Raw genomic sequence first — 16094 nt, 5'->3', positions numbered from 1 at the left:
ACCCCTAACCGGCTGTCGAGGTTCACCCCTAGTCCGGGATTTACCCCTTACCCCCTCGGTCCCCCTCGGTCGCGCTCCGAGGCAGCTCAGACGGCATCTGCCGACGGTCGTCTGCCGCCTCTGAAGGTAGCTTCGGTCATGTCTGAGGGTAGCTTCGGCCGCCTTCGGGGCCGGCTGCGGTGCCGGTCTTCGTGGCGTGCGCCGGGAGCCGTATTGCCTGTGCGGACATCGCGCGGCGGTGTCCTGGCGCGCCGGGCCGCCGATCCACGGCCCCCGCGTAACCGGCTCCGCCGGTCTCTGTGGGGGTGACGCGGCCAAGTCCGGGGCCCGCGATGGCCGCTACCGATGGCGAACGACCCGAAAACATGTCGGGTTCATCATCTGCGGCTGGAGCTTTAGGGGGCCGATAGGGGGCCCGGGGCGGTTGGGGCGCAGATAGCCTCGCTGGAAATGGGGCGCTGTGTATGCCTGAATTAATCGGTTGCGGTTGCTGGTATCTTCCATTTCTCAGATATGCCGACCCTGTATCGGACGTCCACCAGCTCGGGGCCGTGGGAGCGATAATGAGTGACGACAAGTCCTTCGAGTATCTGAAGAAAGTGACTTCAGAGCTCAAGCGTGCCCGCAACCGGCTCTCGGAGCTCGAATCGAAATCCAGAGAACCGCTCGCCATTGTGGGCATGGCATGCCGTTACCCGGGCGGGGTGGCGGGCCCGGACGATCTGTGGAATCTGGTGGCCTCGGGCACCGATGCGGTGTCGGCTTTCCCGGCGGACCGCGGCTGGGATGTCGACGCGCTGTACGACCCGGCGGGGGACCGGCCCAACACGTCGCTCACGCGCGAGGGCGGCTTCCTGACCGCCGCCGCGGAGTTCGACGCCGGGTTCTTCGGGATATCCCCGCGCGAGGCGCTGGCGATGGATCCGCAGCAGCGGCTGATGCTGGAGGTGTCCTGGGAGGCCCTGGAACATGCCGGCATCGACCCGCGCGCGCTCGCCGGCTCGTCGACCGGGGTGTTCACCGGCCTGATGTACCACGACTATCCGGCCTGCGATCAGCCGGATTCGCCGGAGGCCACCGGGTCGGCCGGTCTCGGCGCCAACGGTGCCGTCGCCTCCGGCCGGGTGTCGTACGTGCTGGGTCTTGAAGGCCCGGCGGTGACGGTGGACACGGCGTGTTCGTCGTCGCTGGTGGCGATGCACTGGGCGGGTCAGGCGCTGCGGTCTGGGGAGTGCTCCCTCGCCCTGGCCGGCGGGGTGACCGTGATGGCGACCCCGAGCAGTTTCGTGGAGTTCAGCCGGCAGGGCGGCCTGGCGCCTGATGGCCGGTGCAAGGCGTTCGCGGAGGGCGCTGACGGGACGGGCTGGTCCGAGGGCGCCGGAGTGGTCGTTCTGGAGCGTCTTTCGGATGCTCGCCGTAACGGGCACCGGGTGCTGGCCGTGGTGCGGTCCAGCGCGGTGAACCAGGACGGTGCCTCCAACGGTCTGACGGCGCCGAACGGTCCGTCGCAGCAGCGGGTGATCCGGCAGGCGCTGGCGGCCGCCGGGCTCTCTCCGGCCGAGGTCGACGTGGTCGAGGCGCACGGCACCGGTACGGCGCTGGGCGACCCGATCGAGGCGCAGGCGTTGTTGTCGGTCTATGGTCAGGGCCGGTCCGGGGATCAGCCGCTGTGGCTGGGGTCGTTGAAGTCGAACATCGGTCACTCGCAGGCGGCGGCGGGTGTCGCGGGTGTGATCAAGATGGTCCAGGCGATGCGGTACGGCACGCTGCCGCGGACCTTGCATGTGGACGAGCCGAGCACCCGCGTGGACTGGGGCCGGGGCCGGGTGCGGCTGCTGACCGAGGAGCAGCCCTGGCCGGAGACCGGGCATCCGCGCCGGGCCGGGGTGTCGTCCTTCGGGGTGTCGGGCACCAATGCGCACCTGATTCTGGAAGCTGCCTCCCTGGCCGAGGACGGCCCCGCCGCGCAGGACGCTTCGGACAGTGGCGCCGGCGTCGTCGGTGGTGTTGTTCCGTGGGTGGTGTCGGGCCGGTCGGCCGCGGCGGTGGCCGGGCAGGCCGGGCGGCTGCTGGAGCGGGTGGAGCGGGAATCCGGGTTGAACGCCGCGGATGTGGCGTGGTCGCTGCTGGGGTCCCGGTCGCTTTTCGATCATCGTGCGGTGGTGGTGGGTGCCGGCCGTGATGAGCTGACCGCCGGGCTGCGCGCTCTGGCTGCCGGAGAGCCGGCCGTCGGCGTGGCCGAGGGTTTCGCCGGGCCCGGTCGTCAAGTGGTGTTCGTCTTTCCGGGGCAGGGTGCGCAGTGGGTCGGGATGGCGGGTGAACTGCGGAAGTCTTATCCGGTGTTCGCTGATGCGCTTGCTGAGTGTGGCGATGCGTTGGGTGAGTTTGTCGACTGGTCGCTGTTGGATGCCCTGGATGACCGGGAGATGCTGGCGCGTGTCGATGTGGTGCAGCCTGCTTTGTGGGCGGTGATGGTGTCATTGGCGCGTGTCTGGCAGTCGCTGGGGGTCCGGCCCGCGGCGGTGGTGGGTCACTCGCAGGGTGAGATCGCCGCGGCTGTGGTGGCGGGTGGGTTGTCGTTGTCCGATGGTGCGCGGGTTGTCGCGTTGCGCAGTCGGGCGATTGCTGAGGTGCTGGTGGGGGACGGCGGTATGGTCGCGGTGTCGTTGCCGGTGGAGCGGGCGCGGGAGTTGATCGGCCGCTGGGGTGATGGGCTGTCGGTGGCGGCGGTCAATGGTCCTGGTTCGGTGGTGGTTTCGGGTGTGTCCCTCGCGCTTGATGAGCTTGTTGCTCATTGCGAGGGTGTTGGGGTGCAGGCTCGGCGGGTGCCGGTGGATTATGCCTCGCATTCGGCGGTGGTCGAGCGGGTCGAGCAGCGGCTGGCGAGGGATGTGGCTGCCGTGACTCCGGTGTCGGGTTCGGTGCCGATGTATTCGACGGTGACGGCTGGGCTGATCGACACCGGTGAGCTGGATGCCGGTTACTGGTATCGCAATCTGCGTCAGACGGTGCTTTTCGAGGATGCCAACCGTGCCCTGGTGGAGGCCGGGTACTCGGTGTTCGTCGAGATCAGCCCCCATCCGGTACTGACCATGCCGCTGCAGGACACCCTCGACACGCATTACCCCGGCCTTGCCGCCGAAGCGGTGGTCACCGGGACGTTGCGCCGTAACGAGGGCGGGCCGGTCCGGATGCTGGCCTCCGCGGCCGAGCTGTTCGTGCACGGCGTGCCCATCGTCTGGGACGGCCTGTTCGCTGGGCGGTCGCCGCGACGGGTCGATCTGCCGACGTATGCGTTCCAGCGGAGCCGGTACTGGCCGGCGGCCGTCCCGGAGCGGGCGCCGGGCCGTGACCCGGTGGACGCCCTGTTCTGGGAGTCGGTCGAGAGCGGGGAGTTGGCCCGGTCGCTGGGTGTCGACGACGAGGTGGTCTCGGATGTCGTCCCGGCCCTTCTGAACTGGCGTGAGCGCCGTCTGCGGGCGGCAGCCGCCGACGACTGGTCGTACCGCCAGTCCTGGATCCCGCTCGACGGCCTGCGGCAGGGCCCGCCGGCGGGCCGCTGGCTGGTGGTCGCGGACTCCGGCGACGATCCGTGGAGCACCGGTGTCGTCGAAGCGCTGGGCCCGGATACGGCCGTCATCGAGCTGGACGACGTGCATGCGGAGCGGCTTGCCGGCGCGGACTGCGCCGGTCTCGTGTGGCTGCCCCCTACCGGCGAGGCCGGGGTGGCGGCGACTCTGCGCATGGTCCAGGCGCTGCGGGAGTCCGGGTCGACCGCGCCCTTGTGGGTGCTCACCCGCGCCGCGGTGTCGACCCGTTGGGGCGAGCAGGTCAGCGGGGTATGGCAGGGCGGGATCTGGGGACTGGGTCGGGTCGCGGCCCTGGAGCTGCCCGGCCTGTGGGGCGGTCTGATCGACCTGCCCGAGAACCCCGACCCGGCGGCTCTCAAGCGGCTCGCGGGTGTGCTGTCGGCGGCCCACGGCGAGGATCAGCTCGCGGTGCGCGCCTCCGGTGTCGTGGCCCGTCGTCTGGTGCGCGCCCCGTCCCGGGGCACCGGTGAGCCCTGGAGGACCAGCGGGACCGCGTTGATCACCGGCGGCACCGGCGGCATCGGCGGGTACGTGGCCCGGTGGCTGGTGGACCGGGGCGCCGAGCATCTGGTGCTGCTGTCGCGCCGCGGCCCGGACGCCCCGGGCGCGGCTGAACTGCGGGCCGAGCTGGAGCAGGCCGGAGCGCGGGTGAGCGTGCACGCCTGCGACGTCGCCGACCGCGAGGCGCTGGCCGCCATAGTCGACGCGATACCGGACGACCTGCCGCTGCGAACTGTGATGCACGCCGCGGGAGTGGGCGGCGTACTGACGCCGGTGGAGTCCTTGACGCCCGGCCAGCTGGCGGGCGAGCTGCGGGTCAAGGCCGGCGGCGCGCTGCTGCTGGACGAGCTGACCGCCGACCTGGAGCTGGACGCGTTCGTGCTGTTCTCCTCGGGCGCGGCCTCGTGGGGCGGTGGCGGCCAGGGCGGGTACGCGGCGGGCAACGCCTGCCTGGACAGCCTGGCCGAATACCGGCGGGCGCGCGGTCGTACCGCCACCTCCATAGCCTGGGGCGGCTGGGCCGCGCCGGGCATGACCGAGCTGGACGCCGCTTTCGGGAATCATCTGCGGCGGATGGGCGTGCTCACCATGCAGCCCGACCTCGCGATTACGGCCATGCAGCGCGTCCTTGAGGACGACGAGACCACGGTCACCGTCTCCGACATGGACTGGGCCAAGTTTGTCCCGGCGTTCACCCTGGCCCGCCCCAGCCGCCTGTTCGCCCTGCTCCCGGAGGCGGTCCCGGCCGCTGTCGAACTCGCCGGCACCGACGGCACCGGCTTCGCCGACCGGGTCGCGGCCATGTCCGTGGCCGAGCTGCGCGAGCACCTCACCGCCCTGGTCCGCGAGCACGCCGCCGCCGTCCTCGGTTATGCCGGCGGTGACGACATCGAGTCCGGGCAGGCGTTCCGGGAGATCGGCTTCGACTCGGTGACCGCGGTCGAGCTGCGGAACCGGCTGAAGACGGCGACCGGGCTGGCGTTGCCGGCCACCCTGGTCTTCGACTATCCGAACGCGGCCCGGCTGGCCGGCTACCTCGCCGAGCAGCTCGGTGACGTTACGGCGCGGCACGACCTGCCGGTGCCGGTGGCGGTGACCGACGACCCGATCGTCGTGGTCGGGATGGCCTGCCGCTATCCGGGCGGGGTGACAGGACCGGACGACCTGTGGGATCTGGTCGCCACCGGGACGGACGCGATGACACCGTTCCCGGCCGACCGGGGCTGGGACATCGAGGCGTTGTACGACCCGGCGGGCTACCGGCCGGGTACCTCGGTCACCGGCGAGGGCGGCTTCGTCGAGTCGGTGGCGGAGTTCGACGCCGGGTTCTTCGGGATATCCCCGCGCGAGGCGCTGGCGATGGATCCGCAGCAGCGGCTGATGCTGGAGGTGTCCTGGGAGGCCCTCGAGCACGCCGGGATCGATCCGGCTTCCCTGACCGGTACGGCCACCGGCGTCTTCGTCGGAGCGGCTTCGTCGGGTTATCTGGAGGCGATCGAGGGCCTGGCCGAGACCGAGAGCCACCGTATGACCAGTGGTCTGCTGAGTGTCATCTCGGGTCGGCTGTCCTACACCCTGGGTCTTGAAGGCCCGGCGGTGACGGTGGACACGGCGTGTTCGTCGTCGCTGGTGGCGATGCACCTGGCGGGTCAGGCGCTGCGGTCCGGGGAGTGCTCCCTCGCTCTGGCCGGCGGCGTGAACGTGCTGGTGAAACCGGCCGGCTTCGTGGAGTTCAGCCGCCAGAACGGCCTGGCGGCTGACGGCCGCGTCAAGGCGTTCGCGGAGGCGGCTGACGGGACGGGCTGGTCCGAGGGCGCCGGAGTGGTCGTTCTGGAGCGTCTTTCGGATGCTCGCCGTAACGGGCACCGGGTGCTGGCCGTGGTGCGGTCCAGCGCGGTGAACCAGGACGGTGCCTCCAACGGTCTGACGGCGCCGAACGGTCCGTCGCAGCAGCGGGTGATCCGGCAGGCGCTGGCGGCCGCCGGGCTCTCTCCGGCCGAGGTCGACGTGGTCGAGGCGCACGGCACCGGTACGGCGCTGGGCGACCCGATCGAGGCGCAGGCGTTGTTGTCGACCTACGGCCAGGGCCGCCCCGAGGACCAGCCGCTGTGGCTGGGCACGGTGAAGTCCAACATCGGCCACTCGCAGGCCGCGGCCGGCGCGGCCGGCGTGATCAAGATGGTGCAGGCCATCCGGCACGGGTCGCTGCCACCCACCTTGAACGTGGACGAGCCGAGCACCCGCGTGGACTGGGGCCGGGGCCGGGTGCGGCTGCTGACCGAGGAGCAGCCCTGGCCCGAAACCGGGCATCCGCGCCGCGCCGGGGTGTCGTCCTTCGGCGTGTCCGGCACCAACGCGCACCTGATCCTGGAAGCCGCGCCCGAGAACGAGACCGCCGACAGCGACGAGCGCCCCACCGGCGAGAACGCCGGGGAGGAGCAGGGCAAGGCGCTCGGCACGGGCACGGTGTGGGTGGTCTCCGGCAGGTCCGCCGACGCCGTGACCGGACAGGCCGGGCGCCTGCTGGAGCGGGTGGAGCGGGATGCGACGCCGGACGTCGCCGGCGTGACGTACTCGCTGCTGCGGTCCCGCTCCCTGTTCGGCCACCGTGCGGTGGTCGTGGGCGCCGACCGCGACGAGCTGACGGCCGGGCTGCGTACTCTGGCCGCCGGGGAACCGGACCCCAACGTGGCGCGAGGTGTGGCCAGGAACGGGCACCGGGTGGCGGTGCTGTTCACCGGTCAGGGTGCGCAGCGGCTGGGCATGGGGCGCCGGTTGTATGGGGAGTCGGGGGTGTTCGCGGCGGCCTTTGACGAGGTGGTGGCGGAGCTTGACCGGCACCTGGAGTCCCCGCTGCGGGATGTGATCTGGGGTGAGGATGCCGAGGTGCTGAACGCGACGGGGTGGGCGCAGCCCGCGCTGTTCGCGGTCGAGGTGGCGCTGTTCCGCCTGCTTCAGTCCTTCGGCGTGGTCCCGGACTATCTGTTGGGGCACTCGATCGGTGAGGTGGCCGCCGCCCATGTGGCAGGGGTCTTCGAGTTGGTGGACGCCTGTCGGCTGGTGGTTGCGCGTGCCCGGCTGATGCAGGCTCTTCCGGCGGGTGGTGCGATGGTGGCCATCGCCGCGTCCGAGGAGGACGTACTTCCGCACCTGACCGAGGGTGTCTCCGTCGCGGCGGTCAACGCGCCGGGGTCGGTGGTGGTTTCCGGTGCCAGGGCCGCTGTCATGGAGGTCGGGGAGCACTTCACGGCGCAGGGTGTGAAGACGACCCGGCTGCGGGTCTCGCACGCCTTCCACTCGGTGCTGATGGAGCCGATGCTGGCGGAGTTTACGTCCGCGATCGCGGACGTGACGTTCTCCCTGCCGCAGATCCCGGTGGTGTCGAACCTGACCGGCGAGCCCGAGGACATGTCGTCGCCGAAGTACTGGGCGCGGCAGGTGCGCTCCGCGGTGCGTTTCGCCGACGGGCTGGCGTGGCTGGCCGGGCAGGGTGTGGACACCTTCGTCGAGGCGGGCCCGGACGCGGTGCTGGCCGCACTGGTGGAGACCAACGGGGCCGACGGCGTCACCACGGTGGCCCTCCAGCGCCGTGACCGCACCGGGAGCCAGGCCGTACTGCACGCTCTGGCTCACCTGTTCGCCAACGGTGTGCCGGTCTCGTGGGAGGCGCTGTTCGCCGGGTCCACGCCCGGCCTGGTGGATCTGCCGACGTATGCGTTCCAGCGGAGCCGGTACTGGCCCGAGGGCGGCATGGCGTCGGCCGACGTGGCGGCCGCGGGTCTGGAGGCGGTGGAGCATCCGCTGCTGGGTGCGGTGCTGTCCTCGCCCGAGGGCGGCGGGGTGGTGTTCACCTCGCGGTTGTCGGCCGGGTCGCAGCCCTGGCTGGCCGACCACGCCGTGCAGGGTGCGGTGGTCTTCCCCGGCACGGGCTTCGTGGAGCTGGTGGTCCAGGCCGCCGACGCGGTCGGGTGCGGCCGGGTCAGTGAGCTGATCGTGGAGGCGCCGCTGGTGCTCCCCGAGCGTGGTGGCGTTCAGGTCCAGGTCGTCGTGGGTGAGTCGGAGGACGGTCGGCGTCCGGTCACGGTGTACGCGCGCCCGGACGGGGGCGGGGATCAGCCCTGGCTGCGGTATGCCGGCGGTGTCGTCGAGGACACGACGGTGGCAGACGTGTCCGGGTTCGAGGAGCTGGCCGGGGTCTGGCCGCCGCCCGGCGCGGAAGCCATGGTCACTGAGGGGATGTACGAGCGGATTGCCGCCGAGGGTTTCGCGTATGGTCCGTCGTTCCAGGGCCTGAGCCGGGCCTGGCACCGCGACGGTCACGTCTTCGCCGAAGTGGAGCTGCCGGAACCGCAGTCGGGCCGGGCCGGTGCCTACGGGTTGCACCCGGCGTTGCTGGACGCGGTGCTGCACGCCATGTCGTTCGTCGACTTGGAGCCCGCGGAGTACGGCCGCCTGCCGTTCAGCTTCGGCGACGTGGTGCTGCACGCCTCCGGGGCCACCCGGGTACGGGCGTGCCTCACCCGGACAGGGCCGGACTCGCTCTCGGTCGCGCTGGCCGACGAGGCCGGCGAAGCGGTGCTGTCGCTGGGCTCACTGGTGATGCGCCCGCTGACGCCGCAGGCGCTGAGCGCCGCGGCCGGTGACCAGGACGAGACCGTACTGGCCGTGCGGTGGGCTCCCCTCGACACCCCGGACCCGGCGCTGGACTACTGGGCGGGCGTGGCCGCCGGAGTCGTGGCGGGTCCCGGCCAGGACGTGACGTGGCTGACGGGCGCGGTGCCGCACGCACACGTCGACCGAGTGACCTCGGAATCGTCCGGGCCGCTGGTGGTCGCCGTGTCCGGCGCGGACAGCCCGATAGAGGGGGCGCATGAATCCACCCGGTGGATGCTGGAGCAGTTGCAGACGTGGCAGGCCGGGGACCGGGACCTGGTCGTGGTGACCTCGGGCGCGGTCGCCGTCGGCCCGGACGAGACCGTCACGGACCTGGGCGCCGCCGCGGTGCGGGGTCTGGTGCGCTCGGCGCAGGCGGAGAACCCGGGCCGGATCACGCTGATCGACACCGACGCCGCGACCGGGATGACCGCCGGCCTGCTGGCCGTCGCGCGTGGCACCGGCGAGCCTCAGCTGGCGGTCCGTGCGGGCAGGCTGTACGCCGCCCGGCTGGCGCGGGCGGACGTGGGTCTGGCGGTGCCGGAGACGGATGCCTGGCACCTGGACTCGCTGGCGAAGGGCACTTTGGAGAATCTGCGTCTTGTGCCGTTCGCGGAGGGGGGTCGGGAGCTCGGCAGCGGGGAGGTCCGGATCCGGGTCCATGCCGCGGGTGTGAACTTCCGTGATGTGCTCAACGCCTTGGGGATGTACCCGGATCCGGATGAGCTGCTGGGCAGTGATGTCGCGGGTGTGGTGGCCGAGGTGGGTCCTGGGGTATCGGATCTGCGGGTCGGTGACCGGGTGATGGGTCTCGTCGATGGTGGGATCGGTTCGTTGGTGGTGTGTGATCGTCGGCTGGTGGTGCCGGTTCCGGCGGGCTGGTCGTTCGTGACGGCTGCTTCGGTGCCGACGGCGTTTTTGACGGCGTATTACGCGCTGGTGGAGCTGGCCGGGTTGCGGGCGGGTGAGCGGGTTCTGGTGCATGCGGGTGCCGGTGGTGTGGGTATGGCCGCGATTCAGCTGGCGAGGCACTTGGGTGCTGAGGTCTTTTCGACCGCCAGTGACGGCAAGCGGGGGTTGCTGAGGGCGCGGGGGCTCGACGAGGGGCATCTGGCGTCGTCGCGGTCGCTGGATTTCGAGGCCGCGTTCTCGCGGGCCACGGGTGGTCGTGGTGTGGATGTCGTGCTGAACTCGCTCACGGGTGATTTCATCGACGCGTCGTTGCGGCTGATGCCGGGCGGTGGCCGGTTCATCGAGATGGGCAAGGCCGACATCCGGTCGCAGGAGGGGCTCAATGCCGACCATCCGGGCGTCGGCTACCGGACATTCGACCTGGTGGAGGCCGGTCCCGACCGGGTCCAGGAGATGCTGCTCGCGCTGGTGGGTCTGTTCGAGGCGGGGGTGCTGGAGCCGCTTCCGACGGTGGAGTGGGATGTGCGGCAGGCGCCGGAGGCGTTCCGGTACATGAGCCAGGCGCGGCATGTGGGCAAGATTGTGCTGAGGGTGCGGCAGCGGCTGATGGGGGAGGGGACGGTGCTGGTCACCGGTGGTACCGGTGGGCTGGGCGGTGAGGTGGCCAGGCATCTGGTGATGGTTCATGGTGTGCGGGATCTGGTGCTGGTGTCGCGGCGTGGGTCGGCGGCGCCGGGGGCCGGGGAGCTGGTGGCGGAGCTGTCCGGGGAGGGGGCGCGGGTCAGGGTCGCCGCGTGCGATGTCAGTGACCGTGAGGCTCTGGCCGGGGTGCTGGCGGAGATACCGGCGGAGTGTCCGCTGACGGGTGTGGTGCACACCGCGGGTGTCGTCGACGACGGGGTGATCTCCTCGTTGACGGCTGACCGGCTTGCTCCGGTGCTGGCGCCGAAGGTGGATGCGGCCTGGCATCTGCACGAGCTGACCCGGGGCCTGGATCTGTCGCTGTTCGCGGTGTTCTCCTCGATGTCGGGTCTGATCGGCAGTCCGGGGCAGGGCAATTACGCGGCGGGGAACGTGTTCCTGGATGCGTTGGTCGCGCGGCGTCGGCACGAGGGGCTGCCCGGTGTGTCGATGGCCTGGGGGCCGTGGACCCCGGAGGTCGGCCTGACCGGCACACTGTCGGAAGCCGACCTGTGCCGGATGCGCAGCTCCGGTATGCCGCCGCTGTCGGTGGCGCAGGGCATGCGGCTGTTCGACCGGGCCGTTCTCGCGGACATCCCCGTGGTGGCGCTGACCCGGATGGACGCCTCAGTGCTGCGCGGCCAGGCTGACCTGCCGGTCATGCTCAGGACGCTGGTGGGTGCCAGGCCGCGGCGGGCGGTGGCCGGTGACCGGCAACAGTCCGGCGGCCTCGCCCGGCAGTTGGCGGGGCTCACCGTTCAGCAGCGCGACCAGCACCTGTTCGCTCTGGTGCGCGACCACGTGGCCGTCGTCCTCGGCCACCAGAGCGGCGAGCAGGTCGATCCGGGCCAGGCGTTCCGGGAGATCGGCTTCGACTCGTTGACCGCGGTCGAGCTGCGCAACCGGCTCCAGACCGCGACCGGGCTGTCGCTGCCGGCCACGCTGGTCTTCGACTATCCGAACGCGACGCGGCTGGTGGGCCACCTGGCCGAGCGGTTCGGCGACGCCACCGAGTCCGCGACCCGGCAGGAACTGCCGGCCCTGGTGTCGGTCACCGACGACCCAGTCGTGGTCGTCGGCATGGCCTGCCGTTACCCGGGCGGCGTGGAGAGCCCGGACGACCTGTGGAACCTGGTCACCACCGGTACCGACGCGATGACGCCGTTCCCGGCGGACCGCGGCTGGGACGTGGACGGCCTGTACGACCCGACGGGCAGCCGTCCGAACACGGCAGTGGCCAGCGAGGGCGGCTTCCTGACCGCCGCCGCGGACTTCGACGCCGGGTTCTTCGGCATCTCCCCGCGGGAAGCCGTGGCCATGGACCCGCAGCAGCGCCTGATCCTCGAAGTGGCCTGGGAAGCCCTCGAACACGCCGGGATCGACCCCACCGTCCTCGGCGGAACCCCGGCCGGGGTGTTCGTCGGCAGCTACCACTCCGGATACGGCGACCTCGTCGCCCAGGCCGGTGGGGACGCGCAGGCCCAGCTGTTGACCGGTGGCCAGCAGAGCGTCCTGTCCGGCCGGGTGTCGTACGTCCTCGGACTGGAGGGCCCGGCCGTCACCGTCGACACCGCGTGCTCGTCGTCGCTGGTCGCCATGCACCTGGCCGGGCAGTCCCTGAGGGCGGGCGAGAGCAGCCTCGCGCTGGCCGGTGGCGTCACTGTGATGGCCACCCCGGGCACGTTCGTCGAGTTCAGCCGCCAGGGCGGCCTCGCGGCCGACGGCCGCTGCAAGGCGTTCGCCGAGTCGGCCGACGGCACGGGCTGGTCCGAGGGCGCCGGCATCATGGTGCTGGAACGTCTCTCGGACGCCCGCCGCAACGGTCACCGCGTACTGGCGGTCATGCGGTCCAGCGCGGTCAACCAGGACGGCGCCTCCAACGGGTTGACGGCGCCGAACGGTCCGTCGCAGCAGCGGGTGATCCGGCAGGCCCTGGCCGCCGCGGGTCTGTCACCCACCGACGTGGACGCCGTAGAGGCGCACGGCACCGGTACCACCCTGGGCGACCCGATCGAGGCGCAGGCGGTGCTGGCCACCTACGGTCAGGACCGTCCGGAGGACCGGCCGCTGTTTCTCGGCGCGATCAAGTCGAACCTGGGCCACACGCAAGCGGCGGCCGGTGTCGCGGGTGTGATCAAGATGGTGCTGGCGATGCGGCACGGTGTGCTGCCGCGGACGCTGCATGTGGACGAGCCGAGCACACATGTCGACTGGAGCCAGGGCCGGGTACGGCTGCTGACCCAGGAGCAGCCCTGGCCGGAGACGGGGCGTCCGCGGCGTGCGGGTGTCTCCTCGTTCGGTATCTCGGGGACGAACGCGCATGTGATTCTGGAGGCCGTGCCTGCCGTCGAGCCCGAGGTTGAAGCCGGGGGCGATGGGGGGTCGGTGTGGGTGGTGTCGGCCCGTTCTGAGCAGGCGCTGCGGGGGCAGGCCGAGCGTCTGGTGTCGGCGGTGGAGTCGCTGGACCCGGTGGGTGTGGGTGCGGCGTTGTTGTCTCGTTCGCTGTTCGACCATCGTGCGGTGGTCGTGGGTGCTGATCGTGACGAGTTGAGGGCTGGTCTGCGGGCGGTGGCTGCTGGGGAGCCGGTGGCGAACGCGGTGGAGGGGGTGGCCCGGCCGGGTGGCCGGGTGGCGGTGCTGTTCGCTGGTCAGGGTGCGCAGCGGCTGGGCATGGGGCGCCGGTTGTATGGGGAGTCGGGGGTGTTCGCGGCGGCCTTTGACGAGGTGGTGGCGGAGCTTGACCGGCACCTGGAGTCCCCGCTGCGGGATGTGATCTGGGGTGAGGATGCCGAGGTGCTGAACGCGACGGGGTGGGCGCAGCCCGCGCTGTTCGCGGTCGAGGTGGCGCTGTTCCGCCTGCTTCAGTCCTTCGGCGTGGTCCCGGACTACCTGTTGGGGCACTCGATCGGTGAGGTGGCCGCCGCCCATGTGGCAGGGGTCTTCGAGCTGGTGGACGCCTGTCGGCTGGTGGTTGCGCGTGCCCGGCTGATGCAGGCTCTTCCGGCGGGTGGTGCGATGGTGGCCATCGCCGCGCCCGAGGAGGAGGTGCTGCCCTACCTGTCCGAGGACGTGTCGATCGCGGCGGTCAACGCGCCGGGGTCGGTGGTGGTTTCCGGTGCCAGGGCCGCTGTCATGGAGGTCGGGGAGCACTTCACGGCGCAGGGTGTGAAGACGACCCGGCTGCGGGTCTCGCACGCGTTCCACTCGGTGCTGATGGAGCCGATGCTGGACGATTTCATGGCGGAGATCGCGGATGTGTCCTTCTCCCTGCCGCAGATCCCGGTGGTGTCGAACCTGACGGGTGAGCCTGCGGACATGTCGTCGCCGGGGTACTGGGCGCGGCAGGTGCGGTCGGCGGTGCGTTTCGCTGATGGGCTGGCGTGGCTGGCCGGGCAGGGTGTGGACACCTTCGTCGATGCGGGCCCGGACGGGGTCGTGGCCGGTCTGGCGCGGACGGATGCCGCCGGCGCGGTGGCCGTGGCGTTGATGCGCAAGGACCGCGACGGCTTGCGGACCGCGCTGGTGGCTGCCGGTGACCTGTTCGTGCGGGGCGTGCCGGTCGTCTGGGACGAGCTGTTCGGCGGACGGAAGCCCGGCCGGGTGGACCTGCCGACCTACGCGTTCCAGCGGCGCCGGTACTGGCCTGCGGCCGTCGCGGAGTCCGAGCAGGTGACGAGCCGTGACCCGCTGGACGCCATGTTCTGGGAGTCCGTCGAGGGCGGGCAACTGGCCCGGTCGCTGGGTGTCGACGACGACGTGGTCTCAGGCGTCGCCCCGGCCCTGCTGGACTGGCGCGAGCGCCGCCGCCGCGAGATGACGGCCGACCACTGGCGCTACCGCCAGCGGTGGGTCCCCGTCGACGGCATTCCGCAGGACGCCACGGCGGGCCGCCGACTGGTGATCGTGCCCACCGGCGACGACCCCTGGGTCTCCGCTGTCGTGGCCGCGCTCGGCACGGACATCACGGTGCTGGAGGCCGACGCGGCGGACACCGACCGGGTGGCCGCCGAGGGCGTCGGCTGCACCGCCGTGGTGTGGCTGCCGCCCGCCGAGGAGGCCGGGATCGCGGCGACGCTGCGCCTGGTCCAGGCGGTGCGCGAGTCCGAGCTGGCCGCACCGCTGTGGGTGCTCACCCGCCGGGCGGTCGCGGCCAGGCCGGGCGATCAGGTCGACGGCGTCTGGCACGGCGGGGTGTGGGGCCTCGGCCGGGTCGCGGCACTGGAGCTGCCCGGCCTGTGGGGCGGCCTCGTCGACCTCCCCGAGGATCTCGACCAGACCGTGACCGCTCACCTGTCCGGTGTGCTGTCCGCGGACCACGGCGAGGACCAGCTCGCGATCCGCTCGTCGGGCGTCCTCGCCCGCCGGCTGGTGCACGCGACCGGCCGGGACGGTGCCGGGGAGCCGTGGCGTACGAGCGGCACGGCGCTCATCACCGGCGGCACCGGCGGCATCGGCGGGTACGTGGCCCGGTGGCTGGTGGACCGGGGCGCCGAGCATGTGGTGCTGCTGTCACGCCGGGGCGCCGAGGCCCCCGGTACGGTGGACCTGCGGGCCGAACTCGAAGACGCGGGGGCACGCGTGACCATGCTCGCCGGCGACGTGGCCGACCGGTCGGTGATGACCGAAGCCCTCGCCGGTGTACCGGCCGACCTGCCGCTGCGGACGGTGGTGCATGCCGCGGGTGTGGGCAACGCGTTCACTCCCGTGGAGTCCATGACCCCCGACCAACTGGCGGGCGAGCTGCGGGTCAAGGCCGGCGGCGCGCTGCTCCTTGACGAGCTGACCGCCGACCTGGAGCTGGACGCGTTCGTGTTGTTCTCCTCGGGCGCGGCGTCGTGGGGAGGCAGCGGCCAGGGCGGATACGCGGCGGGCAACGCCTGCCTGGACAGCCTGGCCGAGTACCGGCGGGCGCTCGGTCGTACCGCCACGTCGGTGGCCTGGGGCACCTGGGCCGAGGCCGGGATGGCCGCGGACAGCTCCGAGGGCCATGGCCTCCAGCGCCTCGGCGTCTCGGCCATGGCGCCCGACCTCGCCGTCACCGCGTTGCAGCGGGTCGTCGAGGACGACGAGACCACCGTCACCGTCACCGACATGGACTGGGGCACGTTCGCCCCGGCGTTCACCCTGGCGCGGCCCAGCAACCTCTTCGCCCTGCTCCCCGAGGCCGCGCCGGCTCCGGAGGCAGCCGGTGAGGACGAGGGCCCGGAGCTTGCCCACCGTATGGCGGCACTGCCCGCCGAGGAGCGGCGCGAACACCTGATGACCCTGGTCCGGGAGCACACCGCGGCCGTCCTGGGCCACGACAGCGCCAAGGACGTCGACCCCGCCCAGGCGTTCCGTGACGCCGGCTTCGACTCGCTCGCCGCGGTCGAACTGCGCAACCGGCTACAGAAGATCACCGGCCTCGCGCTCCCCGCGACGCTCGTCTTCGACTACCCCAGCCCCAACAAGCTCGTCGACCACCTGGCCGAGGAACTGGGCGGCGACGAGGCCGTGGCGGCCGGGCTGCAGGAGCTCAAGGAGCGGTTGCAGGCGTTCGCCGCCGACCCGGCGGTCCGCGACGACCTGGAAGCGATGCTGCGGCAGGTGCTCGCGACCGCCGAGGGAACCAACGGATACGACAGCTCGCCCGCCGCGCAGCGGGACGACATCGACGCCGCCTCCGACGACGAACTGTTCTCCATGGTCGACCAGGAGACCAGTTGGATGTCCGATTCTTCGTCGACTGCCGACCACGAGTGACAACGAATACTGCGA

Annotated in this window: 1 pseudogene; it reads left to right on the top strand. The window is 71.8% G+C overall.

Features of this window, described 5'->3' with window-relative positions:
* Positions 1–566: 566 nt before the first annotated feature.
* Positions 567–16079 (top strand): annotated as a pseudogene (locus STRVI_RS55700) (type I polyketide synthase); the annotation flags it as partial.
* Between the last annotated feature and the right edge of the window lie 15 nt (positions 16080–16094).

Origin of the sequence: Streptomyces violaceusniger Tu 4113, assembly GCF_000147815.2 — a bacterium.
GTDB classification, from domain to species: domain Bacteria; phylum Actinomycetota; class Actinomycetes; order Streptomycetales; family Streptomycetaceae; genus Streptomyces; species Streptomyces violaceusniger_A.
The sequence above is the reverse complement of the archived record's forward strand: the minus strand, read 5'-3'. Positions and strand labels throughout refer to the sequence as shown.